The sequence below is a fragment of the Nonomuraea sp. NPDC049625 genome, from assembly GCF_040675285.1.
GTDB lineage: Bacteria > Actinomycetota > Actinomycetes > Streptosporangiales > Streptosporangiaceae > Nonomuraea > Nonomuraea angiospora_A.
On sequence record NZ_JBFAOQ010000005.1, the window covers coordinates 460,449 to 484,200 of the forward strand.

At 71.3% G+C, this 23,752-nt stretch carries 23 protein-coding genes; 10 read left to right on the forward strand and 13 right to left on the reverse strand.

The window, feature by feature from the left end; all coding sequences use genetic code 11:
• Positions 1-3: 3 nt before the first annotated feature.
• Entirely contained in the window at positions 4-993 is a 990-nt protein-coding gene (locus AB0J87_RS24655; RefSeq protein ID WP_363968648.1) for an aldo/keto reductase, read from the reverse strand.
• Between the two features lie 23 nt (positions 994-1,016).
• On the reverse strand, positions 1,017-2,462 hold the full coding sequence (locus AB0J87_RS24660) for an MFS transporter (protein ID WP_363968650.1): 1,446 nt from the start codon (positions 2,460-2,462) through the stop codon (positions 1,017-1,019).
• A gap of 239 nt (positions 2,463-2,701) precedes the next feature.
• Between AB0J87_RS24660 and AB0J87_RS24665 the strand changes: the two genes are divergently transcribed.
• The 6 genes from AB0J87_RS24665 to AB0J87_RS24690 all read left to right on the forward strand — a co-directional run bounded on the left by AB0J87_RS24665 (position 2,702) and on the right by AB0J87_RS24690 (position 7,578).
• Positions 2,702-2,884: a hypothetical protein gene (locus AB0J87_RS24665; RefSeq protein WP_363968652.1), complete on the forward strand. Its 183-nt coding sequence runs from the start codon at positions 2,702-2,704 to the stop codon at positions 2,882-2,884.
• Between the two features lie 81 nt (positions 2,885-2,965).
• Complete coding sequence (locus tag AB0J87_RS24670) at positions 2,966-3,862, forward strand: helix-turn-helix transcriptional regulator (RefSeq protein WP_363968654.1); 897 nt, start codon at positions 2,966-2,968, stop codon at positions 3,860-3,862.
• Between the two features lie 188 nt (positions 3,863-4,050).
• The gene (locus AB0J87_RS24675) at positions 4,051-4,641 is read left to right on the forward strand and encodes a methyltransferase (RefSeq protein WP_363968656.1); all 591 of its coding nucleotides are present in this window, start codon (positions 4,051-4,053) and stop codon (positions 4,639-4,641) included.
• Positions 4,638-5,177, forward strand: a complete 540-nt coding sequence (locus tag AB0J87_RS24680; protein ID WP_350734572.1) for a TrmH family RNA methyltransferase — start codon at positions 4,638-4,640, stop codon at positions 5,175-5,177. The genes AB0J87_RS24675 and AB0J87_RS24680 overlap by 4 nt, the downstream gene beginning before the upstream one ends.
• Positions 5,178-5,212: 35 nt before the next feature.
• A complete protein-coding gene (locus AB0J87_RS24685; RefSeq protein WP_363968658.1) occupies positions 5,213-6,013 on the forward strand; it encodes a glycerophosphodiester phosphodiesterase family protein in 801 nt (266 codons plus the stop codon).
• A 131-nt stretch (positions 6,014-6,144) separates the two neighbouring features.
• The gene (locus AB0J87_RS24690) at positions 6,145-7,578 is read left to right on the forward strand and encodes an MFS transporter (protein WP_363968660.1); all 1,434 of its coding nucleotides are present in this window, start codon (positions 6,145-6,147) and stop codon (positions 7,576-7,578) included.
• Positions 7,579-10,122: 2,544 nt separating this feature from the next.
• Here the strand turns inward: AB0J87_RS24690 and AB0J87_RS24695 are convergent.
• Entirely contained in the window at positions 10,123-10,602 is a 480-nt protein-coding gene (locus AB0J87_RS24695; RefSeq protein ID WP_363968662.1) for a helix-turn-helix domain-containing protein, read from the reverse strand.
• Between the two features lie 33 nt (positions 10,603-10,635).
• Between AB0J87_RS24695 and AB0J87_RS24700 the strand changes: the two genes are divergently transcribed.
• The 3 genes from AB0J87_RS24700 (at position 10,636) to AB0J87_RS24710 (ending at position 12,517) form a co-directional block, all read left to right on the forward strand.
• Entirely contained in the window at positions 10,636-11,145 is a 510-nt protein-coding gene (locus AB0J87_RS24700; RefSeq protein WP_363968664.1) for a nuclear transport factor 2 family protein, read from the forward strand.
• A 284-nt stretch (positions 11,146-11,429) separates the two neighbouring features.
• On the forward strand, positions 11,430-12,047 hold the full coding sequence (locus AB0J87_RS24705) for a hypothetical protein (RefSeq protein WP_363968666.1): 618 nt from the start codon (positions 11,430-11,432) through the stop codon (positions 12,045-12,047).
• 125 nt (positions 12,048-12,172) lie between these two features.
• Complete coding sequence (locus AB0J87_RS24710; RefSeq protein ID WP_185074387.1) at positions 12,173-12,517, forward strand: RNA polymerase-binding protein RbpA; 345 nt, start codon at positions 12,173-12,175, stop codon at positions 12,515-12,517.
• Positions 12,518-13,106: 589 nt separating this feature from the next.
• On the opposite strand, the gene AB0J87_RS24715 is transcribed toward AB0J87_RS24710, so the two are convergent.
• The 8 genes from AB0J87_RS24715 to AB0J87_RS24750 all read right to left on the reverse strand — a co-directional run bounded on the left by AB0J87_RS24715 (position 13,107) and on the right by AB0J87_RS24750 (position 20,129).
• On the reverse strand, positions 13,107-13,241 hold the full coding sequence (locus AB0J87_RS24715; protein WP_363968668.1) for a hypothetical protein: 135 nt from the start codon (positions 13,239-13,241) through the stop codon (positions 13,107-13,109).
• 166 nt (positions 13,242-13,407) lie between these two features.
• Entirely contained in the window at positions 13,408-13,884 is a 477-nt protein-coding gene (locus AB0J87_RS24720) for an FxsA family protein (RefSeq protein WP_363968670.1), read from the reverse strand.
• A 71-nt stretch (positions 13,885-13,955) separates the two neighbouring features.
• Complete coding sequence (locus tag AB0J87_RS24725; protein ID WP_350734585.1) at positions 13,956-14,693, reverse strand: ATP-binding cassette domain-containing protein; 738 nt, start codon at positions 14,691-14,693, stop codon at positions 13,956-13,958.
• Positions 14,693-15,634: an ABC transporter ATP-binding protein gene (locus AB0J87_RS24730; protein ID WP_363968672.1), complete on the reverse strand. Its 942-nt coding sequence runs from the start codon at positions 15,632-15,634 to the stop codon at positions 14,693-14,695. Before AB0J87_RS24730 ends, AB0J87_RS24725 begins: the two co-directional genes overlap by 1 nt.
• Positions 15,634-16,476, reverse strand: coding sequence for an ABC transporter permease (locus AB0J87_RS24735; protein ID WP_363968674.1), 843 nt, complete (start codon positions 16,474-16,476; stop codon positions 15,634-15,636). The genes AB0J87_RS24730 and AB0J87_RS24735 overlap by 1 nt, the downstream gene beginning before the upstream one ends.
• The gene (locus tag AB0J87_RS24740; RefSeq protein WP_350734590.1) at positions 16,473-17,387 is read right to left on the reverse strand and encodes an ABC transporter permease; all 915 of its coding nucleotides are present in this window, start codon (positions 17,385-17,387) and stop codon (positions 16,473-16,475) included. Before AB0J87_RS24740 ends, AB0J87_RS24735 begins: the two co-directional genes overlap by 4 nt.
• Before the next feature lie 4 nt (positions 17,388-17,391).
• Positions 17,392-18,999 (reverse strand): ABC transporter substrate-binding protein, encoded by a 1,608-nt coding sequence (locus AB0J87_RS24745; RefSeq protein WP_363968676.1) that lies wholly within the window; start codon positions 18,997-18,999, stop codon positions 17,392-17,394.
• Positions 18,996-20,129: a C45 family peptidase gene (locus AB0J87_RS24750; protein WP_363968678.1), complete on the reverse strand. Its 1,134-nt coding sequence runs from the start codon at positions 20,127-20,129 to the stop codon at positions 18,996-18,998. The genes AB0J87_RS24745 and AB0J87_RS24750 overlap by 4 nt, the downstream gene beginning before the upstream one ends.
• Before the next feature lie 154 nt (positions 20,130-20,283).
• Between AB0J87_RS24750 and AB0J87_RS24755 the strand changes: the two genes are divergently transcribed.
• Positions 20,284-21,126 (forward strand): MurR/RpiR family transcriptional regulator, encoded by an 843-nt coding sequence (locus AB0J87_RS24755; RefSeq protein ID WP_350734596.1) that lies wholly within the window; start codon positions 20,284-20,286, stop codon positions 21,124-21,126.
• Positions 21,127-21,135: 9 nt separating this feature from the next.
• Here AB0J87_RS24755 and AB0J87_RS24760 read toward each other — a convergent pair whose 3' ends face one another.
• Positions 21,136-21,882 carry a polyprenol monophosphomannose synthase gene (locus AB0J87_RS24760; protein ID WP_363968680.1) on the reverse strand — a complete coding sequence of 249 codons (747 nt, stop codon included), beginning with the start codon at positions 21,880-21,882 and terminating at the stop codon, positions 21,136-21,138.
• Positions 21,882-23,486: an apolipoprotein N-acyltransferase gene (gene lnt, locus AB0J87_RS24765; protein WP_363968682.1), complete on the reverse strand. Its 1,605-nt coding sequence runs from the start codon at positions 23,484-23,486 to the stop codon at positions 21,882-21,884. Before lnt ends, AB0J87_RS24760 begins: the two co-directional genes overlap by 1 nt.
• Between the last annotated feature and the right edge of the window lie 266 nt (positions 23,487-23,752).

Here is a 23,752-nt window from a genome sequence, read left to right on the forward strand (position 1 = left end):
CGGTCACAGGCCGGTCATGCGTTCCAGGTGTTCGGGATAGCGGGCGCCCTGGATGTCGATCTTCGCGGCGGCGGCGTCGATGTGTTCGGGGTCGTCGGCGGCGAGCTCGACGTGGGCGGCGGCGATGTTCTCCGCCAGTCGCTCCGGCCTGCGGGTGCCGGGGATCGGGACGATCCAGGGCTGCTGGGCCAGCAGCCAGGCCAGCGCGATCTGTGCGGGTGTGGCGCCCTTGCGCCGGGCGATGGCGCCCAGGAGATCGACGAGCGCCTGGTTCGCCTTCCTCGCCTCGGCGGTGAAGCGCGGGATGCTCGCGCGGATGTCGGCGCGGTCGAAGGTGGTGGCCGCATCGACGGTGCCGGTGAGGAATCCTTTGCCGAGCGGGCTGTAGGGGACGAAGCCGATGCCGAGTTCTGCCAGGACCGGCAGGACCTCCTGTTCGGGCCTGCGCCACCACAGGGAGTACTCGCTCTGCACGGCGGTCACGGGCTGGACGGCGTGGGCGCGGCGGATGGTGCCGGCGGCTGCCTCGGACATGCCGAAGTGCCGGACCTTGCCGTCCTGGATGAGCGTTTTGACCGCTCCGGCGACGTCCTCGATCGGCACCTGCGGGTCGACGCGGTGCTGGTAGTACAGGTCGATCACGTCGATGCCGAGCCGCTGGAGCGAGCCGTCGACGGCCTGCCGGATGTGCTCGGGCCGGCTGGACAACCCGGCCTGGCGGCCCTCGGCGTCGAACGCGAATCCGAACTTGGTGGCGATCACGACCTGATCGCGGACGGGGGCGAGGGCCTCGCCGACCAGTCGCTCGTTGCGGAACGGCCCGTAGACCTCGGCGGTGTCGAAGAACGTGACGCCGCGCTCCACCGCTGCCCGGATGAGCGCGATCATCTCCTGCCGGCTGCCGGGGTTGGGGCCGTAGCTCTGGCTCATGCCCATGCAGCCGAGGCCGATCGCCGAGACCTCGAGATCACGGCCGAGAGTTCGCTTGTCCATGGTCGGCTCCTTCGTCGATCGTTTCACCGCTGATCATGATCGTCTGTCGCATCGCCGTCCGGGCGCGTACGTCCCGTCGTCGCTGTGAGGGCGGGTCCGAGCAGCCGGCTTGCGGCTGCGGCGGCCAGCGTGGCCGCGGCGGCGATGAGCAGGCTGGTACGCAGGCCATGCAGGAAGCCGGCCGGTTGGGCGAGCAGCGCGCCGAAGACCGCGACGGCCAGGGCACCGCCGACCTGCCGGCTGGTGTTGAACACGCCGCCGGCGACCCCGGCACGGTGGGGCGGGACGGCGTCCAGCAGGGCGGCGGTCATCGGCGGCATCACGAGCGGACCGCTCAGTCCGATCGGGACCATCAGGACGGCCAGGGCCCAGACCGGGGTCGAGGCGGGCGCGAGGGCGAGGATCGTCAGGCCCGCCGTCATGAGGGCCAGGCCGGTGGTGATGAGTGCCCGCGTGCCGATCCTTTCGGTGATGCGCGCGCTGAAGGGGGTCAGGACGGCGCCGACGAGCATCATCGGAGCGAACGCCGCTCCGGCGGCCAGGGCGGACAGGCCGCGCAACTGCTGGAGGTACAGGCTCATCACGAACGGCAGCCCGTAGTAGCCGACGACGAACGCGAAACCGACGACGACGCTGACCGTCGCGGTCCGGGAGGCGAACAGGTCCAGCGGCACCATCGGGTGGGTGCGGAGCGCCTGGGCCGCGAGGAAGGCGGCGAGCGCCACGCCCGCGACCGCGAGCGCGGCGATCACCCGGGGCTCGGCGAACCCGGCGGCACCGGCCTCGATCGCGCCGTAGGTCAGCCCGCCCATCGCCAGGACCGCGCTGACCTGGCCCGGCCAGTCGAAGGGGACGCGCCGGTGGGGCGAGCGCTGGGTGCGGACGAGCAGGATCAGGGCCGCCGCGGCGACGGGCAGGTTGATGAAGAAGATCAGCCGCCAGCTGAGCATGGTCAGCAGTCCGCCCAGGACGGGGCCGCACGAGGAGGCGACGGCGCCGCCCATCGCCCACACCGCGACCGCCCGTCCTCGCCGGACCGGGTCCGGGTAGGCGTGGCCGATCAGCGCCATCGAGGAGGGCATCATCACGGCGGCCGCCGCGCCCTGGACGAGGCGGGCGGCCACCAGCGCGCCCAGGTTCGGCGCCAGACCGCAGGCCGCCGAGGCCAGGGCGAAGATCGTCACCCCGATGCCGAAGGCGCGGCGCGCTCCGACGCGGTCGGTCAGAGAACCCGAGGACAGCAGCAGCGCGGCGAACATCAGCGTGTAGCCGTCGACGACCCACTGCAGCCCGGTGATGCCACCGCCGACGTCGTACCGGATCGACGGCAGAGCGACGTTGACGATGACCGCGTCGAGGGTGATGACGAAGAAGCCGAGCACGGCGGCGGCCAGCGCGCGGCCGGCAACGGCACGCGGCCGGTCGGAGCCGGCGGCGATGGCCGGGCAGGCGGTGCGCGTGGTGGACATCAGCGGTGATCTCTTCGCAATGCGGAGTGGGCAAACGGACGGGCTGCTCAGGGCTGCGGCCACACCGTGGCGGGCGAGCCGTACATTGATGGCGCGGCCTGGCGGAAAGGTGGGGCCAAGCGGGCACCCGCTCCTCAGGACCTGGGCATCAACCACGAAACCGCAGGTGGGCGTGGTGAGGGAGTCCCTGTCGTTGCCTGTACTGGCAGAACACCCCATGCCGGGTTTGAACCGGCCGGATGCATCCCGTACGACGGCAAGCCCTGCACCGCTCCCACGACGAACACCCGGCCTCGGGACGGCCGCCGCGCTTCTGGGTGCCAGCGTTGTCGAACGCCGCGTCCAGCAAGGTCTTCACCGTCGTGTCCACCGTGGCGGCGGGCAGCACGTACGACCGGCACCAGCCGGGAAAGCGCTGGTGAGATGGCCGCAAAGAGTTCCTGCTGTTCCCTGTACTGGCAGAACACCCCACAGCGTCGAGATCCGGCCTACCCTGCGAAGACATGGACAACCGCAGTGAGGTCCGCGAGTTCCTGATCTCGCGGCGAGCCAAGATCACCCCGCGGCAGGCCGGGCTGCCCGCCTACGGCGGCCATCGGCGCGTCCCCGGGCTGCGCCGCGAGGAGGTCGCCATGCTCGCCGGCGTCAGCGCCGAATACTACGCCCGCCTGGAGCGGGGCAATCTCAGCGGCGTCTCCGAAAGCGTCCTGGAATCCCTCTCCCGTGCCCTGAAGCTGGACGAAGCCGAACGCGCCCACCTGTTCGACCTGGCCCGAACAGCCAACGCCGGCCCCCGCACCCGCCGTCGCCCCACCCAGCAGCAGATCCGGCCCGGCATCCAGCGCCTCCTGGACTCCATGACCGACGCGGCCGCCTATGTCCGCAACGGACGCCTGGACATCGTGGCCGCCAACCGGCTCGGGCGGGCCCTCTACGCACCCGTCTTCGACGATCCGGTCCGGCCCGTCAACCTCGCCCGGTTCCGCTTCCTCAACCCCCGCGCCCACGACTTCTACCCCGACTGGGACGAATCCGCCCACACGACCGTGGCCCTGCTGCGTACCGAAGCAGGCCGCGACCCCTACGACCGGGCGCTGACCGACCTCGTCGGCGAGCTCGCCACCCGCAGCGAGGAATTCCGCGCCCTGTGGGCCGCCCACAACGTCCGCCTGCACCACACCGGCGTCAAGAACTTCCACCACCCCGTCGTCGGCGACCTCAGCCTCCCCTTCGAAGCCATGCCCCTGCCCGCCGACCCCGGCCTGACCCTCACCGCCTTCAGCGCCGAACCCGGCACCCCGGCCCACGACGCGCTCACCCTCCTCGCCAGCTGGGCCTCCACGCTCGAACAGACCGAACCAGCCCGCGAAAGCGACCAGCCCCGCACCACAGACGCCTGACCCACGCCGGCCACGAACCAGCCCCGCACCACGGACGCCTGACCCACGCCGGCCACGAACCAGCCCCGCACCACGGACGCCTGACCCACGCCGGCCACGAACCAGCCCCACCCGTGGCAGCCGCGACGGCCGGGCCCGGTCGGCCGCGTGCGTCGGGGATCCGGGCCGGTCCGGTAACGTTTTGCGACGTGGCCCACTACTTCTCCGAACAGCCGAAGGCAGCGAGCAAGCCGGGCTCCGTCGACCTGGTCCTGCCCGATCTGCACCTGCGGCTGGAGACCGACAGCGGCGTGTTCTCGCCGGAACGGGTCGACGTGGGCACGCGCATCCTGCTGGAGACCGTCCCGCCGCCACCGCAGGAGGGCGATCTGCTCGACCTGGGCTGCGGGTACGGGCCGATCGCGCTGACCCTGGCCTCCCGGGCGCCCGAGGCGACCGTATGGGCCGTCGACGTGAACCGGCGCAGCCTGGAGCTGACCGCCAGGAACGCCCAAGCCGCGGGCCTTTACAAAGTACGGTCAGCACATATCGACGAAGTACCAGATGAAGTGAAATTTCGGGCAATCTGGTCTAATCCTGCGATCCGTATTGGGAAGCAGGCCCTGCACGACATGCTCACCAGGTGGCTGACGCGGCTCACTCCCGACGGCGTCGCCTACCTGGTCGTCCAGAAACACCTCGGCTCGGACTCCCTGCAGCGCTGGCTCGGCGAGCAGGGCTGGCACGCCTCCCGCGAGGCCAGCCGGGCCGCCTACCGCATCCTGAAGGTGACCCGATGAGAAGGCAACTGCGCCCCACCGACGTCAAGCGGCTCAACCGCACCTGGCGCAGGAACACCCAGAACCGCCTCGCCATGATCATCGAGTCGGTCACCGGCCCGTTCAACATCGGCTCGATCTTCCGCAGCGCCGCCGCGTTCGGCGTGGACGAGATCTGGCTCGCCGGCAACGCCACCCCGCCGACCAACCCCAAAGCGGGCAAGACCGCGCTCGGCACCGAACGCCTGGTCACCTGGCACGAGCCGATCCTGGCCACCGAGGCGGTCAAGGCCGCCAAGGCGGGGGGCTACACCGTGCACGCCATCGAGCTGACCGCCGAGGCCGTGCCATTGCACCGCGCCGACCTGGGCCGCGACGTGTGCCTGGTGGTCGGCAGCGAGGATCACGGCTGCTCCCCCGCACTGCTCGAGGCCGTGGACGGCGTCTGCTACATCCCGCAGGTCGGGCGGGTCGGGTCGTTCAACGTGGCGGTGGCCGCCGCCATCGCGCTGTCCGAGGCTCGCCGCCAAGAGTGGGAGAATCTCCTCGAACCGTAACCGACCCGTTCACCCACGGAAGGCATACTCAGGACGTGCTGAGCCGTCGATTCGCCTTTCTCGACCATCCGGGCCCGCTGGCGTTCGCGCATCGCGGAGGCGCCGCCGAGGGCGCGGAGAACTCCATCGCGGCCTTCGAACGGGCGGTCGGGCTCGGCTACACCTATCTGGAGACCGACGCGCACGCCACCTCCGACGGCGTGCTGCTCGCCTTCCACGACCACACGCTCGACCGGGTGACCGACCAGCGGGGCCGCATCTCGGAGCTGCCCTACCGGGCGGTCAGGCAGGCCCGCATCGGCGGGCTTCACGAGATCCCGCTGCTGGAGGACCTGCTGGGCACCTGGCCCGAGGTCCGCTTCAACATCGACGTCAAGGAGGCCGCCGCCATCGCGCCGCTGGCCGAGGCGATCCGGCGTACCAACTCCTATGACCGCATCTGCCTGACCTCCTTCTCCGACGAGCGGTTGACGCTGGCCAGGGCGGCGATGGGCAGGGAGGTGTGCTCGGCGCTCGGCCCGCGCGGCGTCGCCGCGCTGCGCGCCGCCGCGTCCACCTCCGGCTACGGCCGCCTGCTGGCCCGCCTGTCGCGCGCCGGCGTCCCGTGCGCGCAGGTGCCGGTGGGCTTCCGCGGGCTGCGGGTGACCACCCGGAGTCTGGTACGTACGGCGCACGCCATCGGCATGCAGGTGCACGTATGGACCGTCAACGACCCCGTACGCATGGAACACCTGCTCGACCTGGGCGTGGACGGCCTCATGACCGACAACGTCACAGGCCTGCGTACCGTCCTGGAGCGCCGCGGCCAATGGCATCCCGGCAGCCTGGCCGCGTGATCCGGCCGGACGGCCCGGGCTCTGCGGCACGAGCGAGCATCCAGAGCACGGCGTACCAGCCCCAAGAAGCCAAGAAAGCCCCATAAGCCTGCAGGCCGGGCCGCCCGGCCGCATAGGAGCGACTCGACACCATGCCCGTACCCGCACCCCCCGCGGCCCTCGACGACTCCCCCGCAGCCCGCAGGCGCGAGCAGCGCGGCTGGTACTTCTACGACTGGGCCAACTCCGCCTTCTACACCACGATCATCTCGGTCTTCCTCGGCCCGTACCTCATCCCGGTCGCCAAGACCGCGGCCTGCGCCAAGGACTTCCCGAACATCGTCTCCGGCACGTGCGTAGCCGACTTCGACAAGCTGGTCAAGAGCAACCCGGGCCTGGGGTACGTCGACGTGCTCGGCGCCGACATCAGGCCGGCCGCGTTCTTCGCGCTGACGCTGACGATCGCGGTGTTCCTGCAGATCGTGGTGCTGCCCGTGGTGGGCGCGCTGGCCGACCACACCGGGCGCAAGCGGGAGCTGCTCGGCGGCTTCGCCTACGTCGGGGCGCTGGCCACGATGGCCCTGTACTTCGTCGAGGGCGACCGCTACATGCTGGGCGGGGTGCTGTTCATCCTGGCCAACCTCGCCTACGGCTCCTCGGTCGTGGTCTACGACTCCTTCCTGCCGCAGATCTCCACCCCGGCCGAGCGCGACAGGGTGTCCTCGCGCGGCTGGGCCATCGGCTATCTGGGCGGCGGCCTGCTGCTGGCCCTCAACCTCGTCCTCTACACCCAGCATGAGGCCCTGGGAGTTGCCGAGGGCATGGCGGTGCGCATCAGCATGATGTCGGCCGGCCTGTGGTGGGCGATCTTCACGATCATCCCGCTGCTGCGGCTGCGCAACCGTCCCGTGCCCGCCCACGAGACCACGGCGCTGCGCTCGGTCGGCGGCAGCTTCCGCCAGCTCGGCCGCACCCTGGCCGAGCTGCGCCGCTATCCGCTGACGCTGCTGTTCCTGGTGGCGTACCTGATCTACAACGACGGCGTGCAGACGGTGATCGGCAACAGCGCGGCCTTCGCCTCCGAGGCTCTCAAGCTCGACAAGACGGTGCAGATCACGGCCATCCTGATGGTGCAGTTCGTGGCGTTCTTCGGCGCGCTGCTGCTGGGCCGGCTGGCCCGCAGCATCGGCACCAAGCGCGCGGTGCTGGCCAGCCTGGTGCTGTGGACGGCGATCGTGGTGGCGGCGCTGTTCGTCCAGGAGGGGCAGGAGCTGCAGTTCTACCTGATGGCGTTCGCGATCGCGATCGTGCTGGGGGGCACGCAGGCGCTGTCGCGCTCGCTGTTCTCGCAGGTGATCCCGAAGGGGCGGGAGGCCGAGTATTTCAGCCTGCTGCAGATCAGCGACAAGGGCTCGGCGTTCATCGGCTCCTTGACGGTCACGATCGCGCTCAATCTGAGCAACAGCTACCGGATCGCCATCGTCTCCATGATCATCTTCTTCATCATCGGCTTCGTCCTCCTGGCCCTGACCAACCTCCCCAGGGCGATCCGCCAAGCCGGCAACGAGGTCCCCGACCGCATCTGACCCCATCCCCCGGGCAAACCCCTCGCGCCCGTTCACCGGGAGAGCAGCCGCATAAGGCGCCATCCCACGTGGACACGCGGCGCCATCCCACGTGGACACGCGCTGGTGGTCCGGTCCGCAGCCTCCCGCCGCCGTGGGCGACCGGCCTCCGGGGTTGTCCCCGGCGTTCGGCAGCTTAACTCCCGGCGCGTTCCTGGCGCGTTCCTGGCGTTCGGCGGCTGCCCTCCCAGCGGTTTCCTGGACGAGCACACAGGCGGCTCGCCCAGGTGCCCGCACCGAGACGAGCAACCAGACGCCACATCCAAGCGCTCACACCGAGACGCACCACCTGACGGCACATGAAGCGCGCGTGCCGGGACGGACCGCCAGACGGCATATCCAGGCGCTCGTGCCGAGGCGAGCAGCCGCGCGGATCGTCCAGGCACTCACACCAGGACAGACCGCCAGACAGCACATCCAAGCGCTCGTGCCGAAGTGAGCAGCCGCGCGGATCGTGAGGCGCTCGCACCCGGAACGGACCACCAGACGGCACAACCAAGCGCTCGCGACGAAACGAGCCGGGCGGATCGTCCACGTGCTCGCGACGAAACGAGCAGCTAGGCGGCTCATTCAAGCGCTCGCGCCGATCACGACAACTCGCCGCAGGCTTCCAGCGGGCGGCCAGGCAGGAGGGTTCAGTCGTTTGGGCTGTGTGGTGGATCGGGGCTGGAGTCAGGCAGGGGTTCAGAGCTCGAGTCGGCCGGAGCGTCAGGGCACGGGCCGAGCTTGTGGGCGATCCAGAACGCCGTCCCTGCGAGGGCAGCCGTGCCCACGATGGCGAACAGCACCCACCACCCCCGATGACCGTTGCCGTACGAATCGCCGGTGGTGCGCCCGGCATCGGATCCCGGCACGCCTGCACCATCCGGCGTGCCAGTACCGCCTGGCGCGCCCGTACCGCGCGGCGGGGATCCGCCCGGGAGCGACGAGGCGCCGTCGCCAGGTGAGGTTGATGGGCCGCCGGTATCGGGCAGAACGGACGAGCCGCCGTCGCCGGGTCGAGTCGCCGCGTCGTCAACGTCGTGCGAGGGCGGCCACCCCTCGGCTCCATCGAGGGACGACCAGCTTCCATGGCCCTCAAGCGACCCCCAAGCCCCAGCGTCCGACGACCAGCCCCCGCCGCCAGGCGACCGGCCCCCGCTGACAGGCAGCGAGCCTCCCCCACCAGGCGACCAGCCTGCGGCACCAGACTGCGAACCTGACCCGTCAGCCGACAGGCCCACCGCGCCAGGCGGCGAACCGACACCACCCGGCGACCGACCAGCGGCACCTGCCTCCGAACCGGCACCACCCGACGGCTGGCCCACACCGCCAGACGGCGAACCGACACCACCCGGAGACCGACCAGCGGCACCTGCCTCCGAGCCGACACCACCCGGAGACTGGCCCACGCCGCCAGACGGCGAACCGGCACCACCAGGCGACCAGCCTGCGGCGGCAGGCGGCGAGCCTGTGCCGGGCTGCGCGGTCGAACTGTCGGAGTGGCCGGATCCTCGGGGAAGCATGGTGGCGTCTCGAGACGGCGAGTTAACGCCGGAGGGCGGAACCCCGTTTGGCGGCGTCTCTGAGCTGCCGGCGCCGCGTTGCACGGGTCCGCTCCCCCCTTTCCAGGTCGGTGAAGTGGCGCCGCCCGACGCCTGTGAATCCGGTCCGCCTCGGGGGTGTAAATCCGGCCCGCCTCGCGCCGGTGAGCGTCCGTCGCGCTTCTGCGGCCCTCCGCCGGCACGCGGTGCTGACGGACCTGCGACGCCCCGGAAGGTGCGTGTCCCGTCACCGGTGCCGGCGGGCCCGGGGCCGTGCGAGGCACCCTGCCCCTCGCCGCCCCCCAAACCGCTGGAGGGGGACGGTTGCGCCTCCGCCCCACCCTGTGATCGTCCGTCGTCCGAGCGAGGCTGCGAGCCCTTGCCCGGTCTTGAGCTCCCGCCCGATCCGGCGCCTGGGTGGTCCCTCGCCGGACCCGTACGCACCGCTTTGCCGTCCCCACCATCGCCCTCCCCGTCATCGTCATCGCCCCCGTCGCCATCCGCGGAGGCGGCGGCGACCTGGACCGCGCCGAGCGGCGACGCCGCCCGGGCCTCCCGCCGCCCTGGTAGCGCCGCCGTGGCGCCCAGGACGAGCGCGACGGTGACGGCCAGCAGGAGCCATCGTGGTCCCCGTCTCATCGGCGTCTCCCGTCGGTAGGTCCCGTACGCTGCCGGTTCTCAGCCTGCGGGCCTACGATGGCGCCTGCGTTAGCGGCGGATGAGAGGTCTCTCATCGACAGGCGGACGCCCGATCCCGGAAGCCGTCCAAGGCGGCACGCCAGTCACGGCAGTCCGGGCGGCTCTGATCGCTACAGCCAGGGACTGACTGCAGGCACGGCGGTGCGATCGGTGGGCTGGTCACGGCAGAGGGCGGAGTGCCCGGTCGGCAGTGCGGTGGGGGGCCGGCCGCAGCGGACGGCGGTTTGCCCGATCACCACAGTACGGCCGGTGGGATGGTCGCGGCGGACGGCTGCGTGCCTGGTCATGACTGTGCTGCGAGGAGCATGGTGCCGGGGCCCTGGGCCGCGCCCGGGCCGCGTACGGCTGAGACCGTGTCCGCGGTGGCCTCGTCGCCGCAGTGTGGGCAGGTGACGACGGGGGTGAAGCGCTCGCCGCAGGAGTGCACCAGGAGAGCGGGCGGGCCGCCCGGCGGCGTGGACCAGCGATCGCCCCAAGCCATCAACGTCAGCAGGGCCGGCACGATGTCGCGGCCTGCCTCGGTGAGGACGTACTCGTGGCGCACAGGACGCTCCTGGTACGGCCGCTTCTCCACCACGCCGGCCGCCACCAGATGCTCCAGGCGGCGGGTCAGGAGGTTGCGCGAGATGCCCAGGTCCTCCGCCAGGTCGTCGAACCTGCACAGGCCCAGGAACAGGTCACGCAGGATCAGCGGTGTCCACGGCTCGGCGACCACGCCGACGGCCTGGGCGATGGAGCAGTGCATCTCACCGAACCTGTTCATGGACCCAGGATAGTGGGTTGATAAAGTGAACCTATGACAGTTCACATTCAGGACTCACCTGCCGCCGCCTACCGCCGGGCCGGTGAGGCACACGACGTCGACGCCCTCGTCGCCACGCTGGCCGACGACGTGGTCTTCCGCTCGCCGCTCAGCGCCAATGCCGCCTTTCAGGGCAAGGAGCAGGTACGGGAGCTGTTCTCGGTCGTGTTCGGCGTGCTGTCGGACCTGCGCTATCAGAGGGACATCGGCGACGAACGTACGCGAGCCCTGACCGCGACCGCCCGGCTGGGGCGCCAGGAGATTCACGAGGCGGCGCTGGTCGAGGTGGGCGAGGACGGGCTGATCAAGGAGATCACCATGTGGATCCGGCCCCTGCCGGGGCTGACGGCGATGATGGCCGCACTCGGCCCCGGCATGGCGCGCACCACCGGCACACCGGGCCTCCCTTGGCTCGTTGCCGCCGCCGTCAAGCCGCTGGCGGTAATGACCCGTTTCGGTGACAGGACCCTGGTCCCGCTCCTGACCCGCAGGCGTCCCCGCTAGAGCCCAACAAGGGCGCCCGTCTCATGCCACTCCGCCCCGGTTCGCCATCATGCCCAGTTCCGCCCCGCCCGCCCTGCCCTGCCCTGCCCTGCTCGCCCGGAGGATGGTCGCGCTCGCCGGGTTCAAGACACCCGGCCAGGCCGTTTGAGAGCCCACGCCCCGCCGGTCTCACACCAACCAAGGAGGTTCACTGATCCAAAGGGAGAGCGGTGCTCTTGACAGCGCCTCCCCGAAGCGAGAGCATTGCTCTCACTAAAGAGCAACGCCCTCTTCAAGGAGCATTGATGGCCCCCAGGCTCACCTCCCTGGCCTTCGCCGCCGCCGGCATCCTCTTCCTCGCTTATCCCGCCATCCGCCCCTCCGGCGACGACGCCACGGCCATGGCCTCCACGGCGTGGGTCGCCGGGCACGCGGCCGCCATGCTCGGTTTCGTGCTGCTCGGCCTGGCCGTGCTCGGGCTGCACCAGGTGCTCGGCGACCGCCTCTCCCTGCGCGCCGCCGCCGTGACCTGGGTGGGCGCGGGCCTGACGCTCCCGTACTACGGTGCCGAGGACTTCGGCCTGAACGTGATCGCCCGGCGTTCCCTCCACGACCAGGCGCCCGCGCTGATGGAACTGGCCGAGGAGTTCAGGTACGGGCCCGTCGCGATCACCATGTTCGCCGTGGGGCTCCTTGTTCTGGCCGTCGGCGCGGTGATGGCGGCGATCGCCGTCTGGCGGTCCGGAATGCTGCCCAAGTGGAGCGGGACGGCTCTGGCGCTGGGGTTCGTGCTGTTCATTCCGCAGTTCTTCGGCCCGTATCCGCTGCGGATCACGCACGGCGCGCTGATCATGATTGGCGGGGTCTGGCTGGCGGCGGCCCTGGTCAGGGCCGGAACGCGGGCCCGATCGGCGACTGTGTGAAGAACCGACGCCCCAAGCGCGATTGGATCACCCCGCGGGTGGGAATCCCATCACGGTACCAAGCGTTAGACACCGTGGGAGACAGATCCCCCCACGCAAGGGGGCCCTGTAGGAGGCATTTAGACATGGGCGAGCGCGCGCTTCGTGGCACCCGGCTCGGGGCAACCAGCTACGAGAACGACCGTAACACGGATCTGGCCCCGCGCCAGGAGGTGTCCTACACCTGTCCTAAGGGCCATCGCTTCGAGGTTCCGCTTGCAGCCGAGGCTGAGATCCCCGCTACCTGGGAGTGCCGCATGTGCGGCGCGACCGCGGTGCGGGTGGACGGCGAGCAGCCGGAGTCCAAGAAGGTCAAGCCCCCGCGGACACACTGGGACATGCTCCTGGAGCGGCGGTCGATCGAAGATCTTGAGGAGGTGCTCAACGAGCGGCTCGCGGTTCTGCGGGCCCAGCGTCGTAAGAGCGCCTGACCTCCTCTCACGGTGAAACCCCCGGGCTACCCGCCCGGGGGTTTCTTCATGCCCACACCACGAAGATGCCCACACCACGAAGATGGTGCCAGGGTCAGGTCAGGACACGCTGGCATTTGCCCACGCAGTTGCCGGAGTGTCTGCGGGTGGAGGAGTTGCGTCAGTTTTCTCTGTTTCGCCGCCTGGGCGGCGGCCTGCGCCAGGAGCTCCCCGTCCAGGGACACCTTCCACTCCGCCAGGTACAGGTGAACGCAAGTCGGCCAGCAGGAGCAGGCCGGCTCGGAGTGGCGGACGGGCCGCTCCGGGGCCTTCTCGCGCAGGCGTTCCGCCGCGGAGATCTCATGGGAGGGGTTGCCCGCCTCGGCGTGTTCGCGGACGTGGTCCAGGTGGTTGGTGCCGATACCCCCGTGCGCGATCAGAGCGAGCGTGTAGGGCTCCCCCAGGAACAGCCGGCCCGTGGTGCAGAAGCCGATCGCGCTGGGGCCGTGCTCGTCGAGGAGCCGCCGGGCGCGGCCCGCCCATCGCGGTGGCCCAGTCGGTCTCGACCAGCCGCCCGTTCTCGTGGATGAGGGGGCGCGTTGGCGGCCTGTCAGCCGTACAGGCCCTCGGCCCGAGGCGGCCGTGGTTGACGCGATCCGGCGCGCCCGCGCATCCCGACGACGCGTCCGTCCTTGACCGCGAGGTCCAGGCCGTCATTGCCGTGCAGGAGCGTCGCGCTCTGCACTCCCCGTCCTGCGCGCAGACCGCTCTCGGGCAAGGAGCCGACGCGGACCCGCCAGGGCTCTACCTCCGGGCCCGGACTGCGTCCGCGTCCCCCACGGCTCGGCGAGCCTGCGGCATGCGTCCTCCCGGGGGCCGATAGACCTCGAACGCAGGCCCCACCGGGACGATCAGTCGCGGTCCTCGCGGATGACCTCGCCGTGCACCACCCGGCCGCTGTCCGGCACTCTCACGTCCTGGTGGGGCGGGAAGAGGTTCGCGTACGGGGAGCTCGCGGCCAGCCGCTTGACCCGGCGGTCGAAGAACCAGGCGCCCAGGCGGCGCATCAGAGGCCGCGTGAACGGCAGGATGCACAGGAACCCGAAGACGTCGGTGAAGAAGCCCGGCGTCAGCAGCAGCGCGCCGCCCACCAGGACCAGGCCGCCGTCGGCGAGCTCGCGCTCGGGCATCCGGCCGGACCCGATCGCCTCCTGGAGCGCCCGCCAGGCCCTGCGGCCCTCGCGGCGTACCAGCCAGGCGCCGAGCAGGCTGTCGGCGATGAGCAGGGCCACGGTGGCGGGCCCGCCGATCACCGAACCCACCTGGATGAGCAGCCAGATCTCCAGGACGGGGACGACCAGGAAGGCCAGGAAGAGCAGCAGCCGCATCGTTTCCTCGATTCCGCACCAGCGCGTTACACCAGGAACAACGGCCGAGGGCCCCAAAGCGTTCCTGGCTGCTAGCGCGCCCTGGGCACCGAGTCGAGCAGCAGCCTGGTGTAGGGATGCTCGGGCTCCGCCAGCACCCTCGCGACGGGCCCACGCTCGACGACCACCCCTCTGTGCAGCACCAGCGTGTCCTCGCACAGGTGGCGTACCACGGCCAGGTCGTGGCTGACGAACAGCAGCGCGACGCCGGATTCGGCGCGCACCCGGTTGAGCAGTTCGAGGATCTGCGCCTGGATGGAGACGTCCAGCGCGGCCACGGCCTCGTCGAGCACGAGCACCGACGGTTCCACGGCCAGCGCCCTGGCGATGGCCAGGCGCTGCCGCTGCCCGCCGCTGAGCTGGTGGGGCCGGGCCCCGGCCTCGCGGGTGCCCAGCCCGACCTGGTCGAGCAGTTCGGGGACGCGCGAGCGGTCCCCGCCGTGCAGCCGGAGCGCCACCTGAAGGCACTCGGCGGCGGTGAGCCGCGGGTCGAGCGACAGGTAGGGGTCCTGGAACACCATCTGGATCTCGCGGGCCCGCCGGAGCCGCGCCGCCCGGCCGCGTTCCCTGGCCGAGCGCGCCCGCCCGTCCACGGTGATCGTGCCGGAGTCGGGGGTGACGAGGCCGACGAGCATGCGCGCGATCGTCGTCTTCCCCGACCCGGACTCCCCGACCAGGCCCAGCGAGCCGCCCGGCGGCAGCTCGAAGGACACCTGGTCGGCGGCCACCGAGCCGTGGAAGGACTTGCACAGATCGTGTACGCCGAGCATCACGCCTCCACCAGACGGCAGGCGGCGGAGCCGCCGGACACGGTCACGGGCCGCGGCGACCACTCCTCGCAGGCGTCCGCGGCCCGCGGGCACCGCGGCGCGAACGGGCAGCCGGCGAACGCGTCGTCCAGCGAGGGCGGGCGGCCGGGGATGGGCCGGAGGGGACGGGGATCGTCCAGCTCCGGCGTGCAGGCCAGCAACCCGGCCGTGTACGGGTGCCGGGGGTCCTCGAACAGCTCCTTGGCCGGTCGCGACTCGACCACCGTGCCCGCGTACAGCACGTGCACCCGGTCGCAGAAGGACGCCGCGAGGTGCAGGTCGTGGGTGATGAACAGCATGCCGAGCTCCCGCTCCGCCTGGACCTCGCGCAGCAGGGCGAGGGTCTCGGCCTGGGTGGTGACGTCGAGCGCGCTCGTCGCCTCGTCGGCCAGCAGCAGCGCGGGGTGGGCGGCCAGCGCGGCGGCGACGACCACCCGTTGCAGCATGCCGCCGGACAACTCGTGCGGGTATTGCCGCATGCGCAGCTCGGGATCGCGCAGGCCGACGGCGGCCAGCAGCTCCACCGCCCGGGCGCGTGCCTCGGCCTTGGGGCGGCCCAGCGTGTGCACCATGCGCTCGGTCAGGAAGTCGCCGACCCGGCGGACCGGGTTGAGCGAGGAGCGCGGGTCCTGGTAGATCATCGACACTTGCGAGGCCCGCAGGTCCCTGAGCCGGCCCGGGTCCATCGCGAGCACGTCCTCGCCCGAGACCAGCACCCTGCCGGAGGCCGCCGCCCCGGCGGGCAGCAGCCGCAGCACCGCCCGGGCCAGCGTGGACTTGCCCGATCCCGACTCGCCGACCAGGCCCACGATCTCGCCCTTGCCGACGGCCAGCGACACCTCGCGCAGGATCGGCCGCCGGCCGCCCGCCGTGATCGTCAACTCCTCCACGGAGAGCAGCATCAGGTCCCCCTCACGCCCATGCGGTCGGCCAGGCGTACGCCGATCACGTTGAACGACACGACCACCAGCGCGATGGCCGCGCCCGGCACCAGCACCGGCAGGAACGCGCCCTGCACGATCGCCGGTTGCCCTTCCTTGACCATGAGCCCCCAGTCGGACGACGGCGGCTGAGCCCCGAACCCGAGGAAGCTCAGCGTGGCCAGGCTCATCAGCCCCTCACCGAACAGCACGACCAGGTAGCCCACGATCGAGCGCGCCATGTTGGGCACCAGGTGCCGCACGCAGATCGCGAACCCGCCCATGCCCTGGACCCGGTAGGCGTCGATGTACGGCTTGCCGCACTCGCCCAGCGCCACGCTCCTGGTGTAGCGGGCGATCGTCGGCGTGTACGCCAGCCCGAGCGCGACCACGGCCGTGGTCATCCCGTTGCCGAACACCGCGACGACCAGCACCACGAACAGCAGCCCCGGGAAGGCGTACATGACGTCGGTCAGCCTGGACACGACGGCGTCCACCCAGCCGCGGTGCCAGGCAGCCAGCGTGCCGAGCGCGACGCCGAGCACGGAGGCGATGGCCAGCAGCGCCAGGGGGCCGATCAGGGAGGTGCGGGCGCCGTACAGGACCCTGGTGAACAGGTCGCGGCCCGACTGGTCGGCGCCGAGCGGGTGCTCGGGCGACATCGGCGCGAGCGTGGCGGCGAAGTCGACCCCGTCCGGCTCGTACGGGGCCACCAGCGGCGCGAACACCGCCGCCACCACGACCAGCACCAGGAAGGCGCCGGCCAGCCGGTAACCGAGCGGCCGGGCGGCCTTCGGAGAGAGTGTGGCGACCATCGTGGTCATGCGGGCCTCCGCACCCTGGGGTCGATCAGCGGCTGGGCGAGATCGACGAGCGTGGTCACGAGGATGTACGCGCTCACCATGAGCAACATCACCGCCTGCGTCACCGGGAAGTCGTGCGTGTTGATCGCGTTGACCAGCAGCGAGCCGACGCCGTTGAGCCCGAACGCGGTCTCCACGGTCACCGTGCCCGCCAGCATGCCCGCCGTGACCAGCCCGCACATGGTCACGATCGGCCCCAGCGCGCCCCTGAGCACGTGTCTGACCACGATCAGCCGCTCGGACAGCCCGGATGCGCGGGCCACGGTCACGTGGTCGAGCTCGCGCTGCTCCACCATGGACTGCCGGGTGACCCGGCTGATGATGGCCAGCGCGCCGAGCGCCAGCGTCACGGCGGGCAGTGTCAGGTGCCACAGCGACTGGCCGCCCATGACGGGGAACCAGCCGAGCTGCACGCCGAACAGCGAGATCAGCGCCGTGGCCACCACGAAGGGCGGCACCGAGGTGGCGAACGTCGTGCCCGCCACCACCGCCGAGTCGGTGCGCCCGCCGCGCACCGCGGCCAGCACCCCGAGCGCGACCCCGAACACCACGAACAGCACCGCGGCGTACGCCACCAGCCCGAGCGTGCTCGGCAGCCGCGCCATCAGCAGGTCGAAGACCTGGTCGTTGTACTGGGTCGAACGCCCGAGGTCACCGGTCGCCGCGTCACCGAGCCATCGTGCGTACTGCACCAGGAACGGGTCGTCCAGGTGGTATTCGGCCCGGACGGCGGCCAGGTATTCGGGCGTGAGGTTCTCCTTGCCGCCCGCCAGGAACGTGACCGGGTCGCCGGGCGCCGCGTAGGACGCCCCGAAGATCACGAACGAGGTGGCGAGCAGCGTGACGAGCAGCCCGGCCAGCTTGCGCACCATGGACTCAGCCCTTGGCCCCGAGGTCGGCCGCCCACGGGTAGCCCATGTTCACCTGCGAGGCCGGGGGCCCGGTCACCTTGCTGCCGAGCACGACCGCGTTGGGCACCTCGACCAGCGAGATCCACACCATGTCGGCGGTGAAGCGGCGCTGCAGCTCGATGACGTCCTTGGCGCGGGCCGCGTCGTCGGTGGCGCTCAGCGCCTTGGCGACGAGCTCGTCGTACTCGGGCGAGCTGAACTTGACCCAGTTGTTCGACGAGCCGGTCAGGCCGTTGTCGTAGAAGCCGATCGGGTCGGACTTGGTGATGTACCAGTCGTCGGGCACCAGGTCCACCTGCGCGCGCAGCGACTTGTCGGTGTAGAAGCTGCCGAACTCCGAGGCGGGGACGGTCTTGATCTGCGCGGTCAGCCCGATCTTCTTCGCCGCGTCGACCACCGCGTTGGCGATCACCGTACGGGCCTGCTCGCCGTTGGTCGCCACGATGATCGGCTCCTTCGGCGACCCGGCCTCCTGCACGAGCTTCTTGGCCTCCTCCAGCCGCGGCGTCTCCGGCGACCCCTGCAGCTCGTCGTAGGCCGCCTGGAACGCCTCCTTCTCGTAGGACCACGCCCCCGCCCCGACCGGCACCTTCCACGGCCTGGCCAGCCCCGCGAACCCGGACTTGGCGATGCCCGCCCGGTCGACCGCCAGCGACAGCGCCCGCCGGATCCGCGCGTCCTTCATCACGCCGCGGTCGGTCGGCAGCAGCACGAACACGCGGGTGGTCGCGCCGTAGGCCACGCTCACCGCCTGGTTGCTCTGCAGCGCCACCGCGGGCCCGGTGTCCGACAGGTAGGCCCCCTGCGCCGCCCCCGTGACCAGGCTGTTGACCAGCGCCGTGTCGTCGGCCCACTGGAAGGTGACGCTCTTGGTGAGCGGCTTGACGTCCTTGTTCCAGTACGCGTCATAGCGCTCGATCGTCAGCTGGCTGCCGGACTTCCACTCCTTGAGCCGGTAGGGCCCACTGCAGGCGTCTTCGTGCCCGGGTGTGCCGAAGTCCTTGCCGAGCTCGTCCACGACCTTCTGGTTCAGCACGATGCCCGCGCCGCCCGCGAGGGCCTGCACGAACAGCGCGTTGGGCCGCTTGAACGCGATCGTGACCTCGTGATCGCCGGTCTTGGTGACCGACTGCACGTCCTCGAACTCGTCGGACTCGTCCTTGCCCTCACCCGAGTGCCGCTTGAGGCTCCACACGACGTCGTCGGCGGTGACCGGCGAGCCGTCGTGGAACGTGGCGTCCTGGCGCAGCGTGAGGACCATGGTCTTGGGGTCGGGTTGCTCGGCCTTCTCGGCCAGCCACGGCTTGACCGTCATGTCGGGCTGGGTCTGCATGAGGCGCTCGCAGACGTTGGCCATGACCGTGCGGTTGTCGGTGCCGCCGTCGAGGTCGAGGTCGAGGGTGCCGGGCTCCTGGCCGAGCAGCCAGACGGCGTTGTCGAGCGGGCCTGCCGCCTTCGGCGTGCGGTCGACCAGCGTGAGCGTGGCCGGGTCGGGCGCCTTGGTGGTGGCCGCCGGTCCGCCGCAGGCCGCGGTGAGAGCGGCGAGCCCGAGCAGGGCGAGGGTCTTCTTCACGGGGTCACTTCTCCATGCGGTCCGTCGTAGAGGTTCCAGGGCACGCGCTCGTACTCGTGGTCACAGGGCGTGCCGGCCGCGATCAGGTAGTCGCCCGTGGTGAGGTCGACGCAGCTCGACAGCAGGGTCGCCCACCGTTTGACGGCGGGCTGGGTCTCGTCGGGGTGGGTGCAGAGGGACTCGGGGTAGCCCAGGTGGTCGGACATGGCGAGCCTGATGCGCTTGCGGGCCTCGTCGGTGCCGGACGCCTCGGCCACGGTACGCAGCCCGCCCTCGGCCCTGGGCACCCGGAACAGCGAGTCGGCCGAGCCGGGCCGGTAGGTCGCGGCCAGCTGCGGCGGCACGAACGCCTGGTAGTGGTTGCCGTGCACGAGCAGCCCGCCGGTCGGGTACATCCAGCCGATCGCGCCGGGGGTGGTCTCCAGATCGATGGCGAACCCGTCGCGATGGGTGACCAGCGCGTTGCTGGCGATGTGGGCCCGCGACTTGGTCAGCGCCTCCAGCGCGGAGTTGAGGTTGCCGCTGTCGAGCACCTTGCGCCTGATCAGCGTCTGCGGCACGCCCACCGAGTCGTCGAAGCGCCCGCCGAGCCCGTTGGCGTTGAGCGCGATGCCCGCCGAGTTGGCCCCCTGCCGCCCGACCTGCCCCGCCTCCACGTGCATGATGACCGTCGGCCGGCCGGGCTGCACCACCCTCAGCACCATCACCGTGTCGGAGACGCCGTCGCGCCAGTCCCAGTTCTGGCCCGCGTAGACGTGGCCGTCGCCGGAGGCCTCCGGCATCAGCGCGAACGACGTGCACCCGTCGGGCTCCATGGAGCCGAACGTGGTGTCGTAGATGATCTCGCCGCGGGCGTTGAGCGCCAGGATGTCGAGGAAGCCGACGCCGGCGCCCTCGGCGATGCCCTCCATCTCCTCGACCAGCTCCGGCGCGAACTCCTTGCTGGGCTCGACCCAGCGCGCCGCACGCGCGCCGACCTGCTCCCACGACAGGCCGCTGGAGTGCGCGAACGCCTCGGCGTAGTAGGCCAGCGCGCGGTGCACGCGGTCGCGGGCCTGCTCTCCGTACTGGCGCCCGCGCTCACGCGGAGCGCCGGAGATCTCGACGAGGGGCAGGGATGTGAGGCTCAATGGTGCTCCTTGGACCGGCCGGCGTCCTGTAACGTTCATTTCAAGGGACGGCAAGTCTGTAGCGGTCGTTTCCAAAGACAGAGTAATGAGCGCTACACGGGAGTCAAGAGTCGTAATGGAAAATACACACAGCCCAATCGAGCAGCTCAGGGCCATGGTCAGGCAGCTGTGGGACGAGCTGTCACCGGCCGAGCGGGCCGTGTGCCACTATTTGATCTCGGCCTCGCCCGAGCAGATCCTCTTCGCCAGCGCCCAGGAGCTGGGCAGCGCGACCGGCACCAGCAACGCCACCGTGGTGCGCACCATGCAGCGGCTGGGCTTCGGCGGCCTGCCCGGGCTCAAGCGGGCGCTGGCGGCCGAGTTCACCTCGTCCGTGGCGCCCGACGTCCGGCTCAAGCGGCGCATCGGCCACGTGGGCCAGGACCTGTCGGCCATCTGGGAGCGGGTCTTCGACGAGGCCCGCGAACGGATCGACCACTGCCGCCGCCTGCTCGACCCCGAGGCGTACAAGAAGGCCGTGGAGCTGCTGGTCAACGCGCCAGGAGTGCTCGTCTACGGCGCCGGCGCATCCGACCCGGCGGCCCGCCACCTGGCGCTCAAGCTGGGCCGCCGGGGCCACCGCGCCCGCGCCACCTCGGCCACCGGCTTCGCGCTCGCCGACGACCTGCTCTCGCTGGCCCACGACGAGGTGCTCGTCATCTTCCAGCCCGGCCGACGGCTCAAGGAGATCACCGTGCTGATCGAGCGGGCCCACGCGGTGGGCGCGGGCATCGTGCTGATCTCCGATGAGCTCGGCGGCGAGTTCGCCGAACGCGTGGACGCGGTGCTGGCCGCGCCGCACACCCCCACCGGCATCACCGGCGAGCCGCTGGCCGGCATCCTCGTGGCCGACGCGCTGCTGCTGGCGCTCGACTCGCTAGACGAGCCGCGATCCGTCGAGCACTCCCACCAGCTCAACGCGCTGCGCGAGCAGCTGCTCGGCCCGCGTTTCCGCTAGAAGGGGCCGCTAGTGGGGGCCGCCGCGCAGCCGCTTGGGCAGGCCCGTGACGCCCCACAGGCCGATGCGCCACAGCGCCTCGGACATGACCTTGCCGCTCATCTTGCTCTTGCCCACCGTACGCTCCACGAACGTGATGGGCACCTCCACCACCCGTAGCCCGTTCCTGGACGTGCGCAGCGTGAGGTCGACCTGGAAGCAGTAGCCCTGCGACTCCACGCCGGACAGGCCCACCTTCTCCAGGGTGGCGGCGCGGTAGGCGCGGAACCCGGCGGTCGCGTCACGCACGGGCAGGCCGAGCATCACCCGGGTGTAGAGGTTGGCGCCCTTGGACAGCAGCTCGCGCCGGTGCGGCCAGTTGACGACCTTGCCGCCGGGCACGTAACGCGACCCGATCGCCAGGTCGGCGCCGTCGGCCAGCGCCTCGAGCAGCTTGGGCAGCTCCTCGGGCTGGTGGGAGCCGTCGGCGTCCATCTCGACCAGGACGTCGTAGCCCTCCCGCAGCCCCCAGCGGAACCCGGCGATGTACGCCGCGCCGAGGCCCTGCTTGGTCTCCCGGTGCAGGACGTGGACGTGGTCGTCGCCGTCGGCCAGCCCGTCGGCCACCTCGCCGGTGCCGTCGGGGCTGTTGTCGTCGGCCACGAGCACGTGGACCTCCGGCAGCGCCGCCCGGATCCGCTCCACGATCATGGGCAAGTTGTCGCGCTCGTTGTAGGTCGGTACGACGACGAGCACCCGGCCGAGAGTCTCCATCATCAGTCGTTCCTCATCCGATCGCCTCGCCGCCTGCCCCGCCACGCGGCGACTCCTGCCGCCGCCGCTCCCATCACCATCAATGCCCACTCAGGAACCGCGCCCACCGTGGTGGCGATCGTTTCCTGGGTGCGTACGGGCACCTTGACCACGTTCATGTCCGCGACCAGTTCGCGGGCCTGCCAGGAGACCTTACCGTCAGGCCGGATGTAGGCGGAGATCCCCGTGGTGGCGGCGGCCACGACCGCCCGGTTGTGCTCGACGGCGCGCAGCTTGTACATGGCCAGCTGCTGCGTCGGCAGATTCGACAGCGCGTACGTGGCGTTGTTGGCCTGCATCGCCAGGACCGTGCCTCCGGCGCGCACGGTGCCGCGCACGGTGTCGTCGTAGGCCACCTCGTAGCAGTTGACCGCGCCGATCGTGATCGGGCCCAGCTTCAGGTCGCCCGGCTTGTCCCCCGGGACCGACTGCCGTCCGACCAGGCTCGCCCGCTCCCACAGGGCCAGGACGAGGTCCTTGAACGGCGTGTACTCCCCGAACGGGACCAGATGCTGCTTGTCGTAATAGGCGCCGGGGCCGGTCACCGGGTCCCAGACGAGGCTGCGGGTGGCGCGGGAATCCTCGCCGATCGCGACCACCGCTCCGATCAGCGTCGGGACGCCGACGTCGCGGACGGAGTCCTGGATGATCTCGCGGGCGTACGGGTCCTGGTAGGGGTCGATGTCGGTGGAGTTCTCGGGGAGGACGACCGCGTCGGGTTTGGGGAGTTTTCCTTCGCGTACGGCCTGGGCCAGGCGTTTCGTCTCGTTGGCATGATTTTTCAGGACAACGGCGGGTTCGTCCCCCAGGAAGCCCATGCCCCTTCCCGGGACGTTCCCCTGGACGATGCCGACGTTGACCGTCCGCCCCTCGTCGCCCGGCCTGAGGAGCGCCAGCGTCAGCACCGGCACGGCCAGCGCCAGGATCGCCGGCACGGCCCTGCGCCACCCACCCTCGACCTTGGGCCGGGCCAGGGCCGCGTAGGCCAGCAGGGCGCCGCACAAGGCCACGGCGAACGACACCAGGGGCGCGCCGCCCAGCGCGGCGTACTGCGTGAACAGGGACTCGCTCTGGCTGAACGCCAGCCGCGCCCACGGGAACCCGCCGATGGGCACCTGGCTGCGGGCCCACTCCATGGCCACCCACAGCCCGCCGAACCACAGCGGCCACGCGCGCAGCCTGAACACCAGCGCGGCCAGGGCGGCCATGACGGCGTAGAACACGCTCTCCGTGGCGACCAGCATCAGCCAGACGTCGTCGCCGATGGGCCGCACCCAGGCGAGGGTGGGCAGCAGGAACACCAGGGCGATCACGTAGCCGAGCCAGGCGGCCCTCCTGGGCCGGGTGCCGTAGAGGGACGCGACGATCAGCCCGACGCCGATCGGGGCGGCCGCCCACCAGTTGAGCGACGGGAACGCGGTGTACAACGCCACCCCGCCGACCACACCCGCCACGACGCGGGCCCACAGCACCCGCCCCCCGCCACCCGGACTCACCGTCTCGGACGCAGCCGGCCCCTTGGACGCGGATGCGGCGTCGGGCGCGGCGGCGGGCACGGATTGCGGCACAGGGCCACCGGCGGCGGGCGACGCCCCCTCAGGCGCGTGCTCGGACGCAGGCGTCGCGTCGGACCCGGACGCCCCTTCCGACGCGGGTGCGGCGTCGAGCGCAGGCGCGGCGTCGGCGTCGGATGGCGTAGCGGGGTCGGGAGCGGAGGCGGTGGGTGATGCGGTGTCAGGCGAAGGTGCCTCTTCGGGCGAGCCCTCGCGGGCAGGAGCGGCGGTGGGCGGTGGCGTGGGCTCGGGTCCGGCCGCAGGCGCCGCGTCCGTGAGAG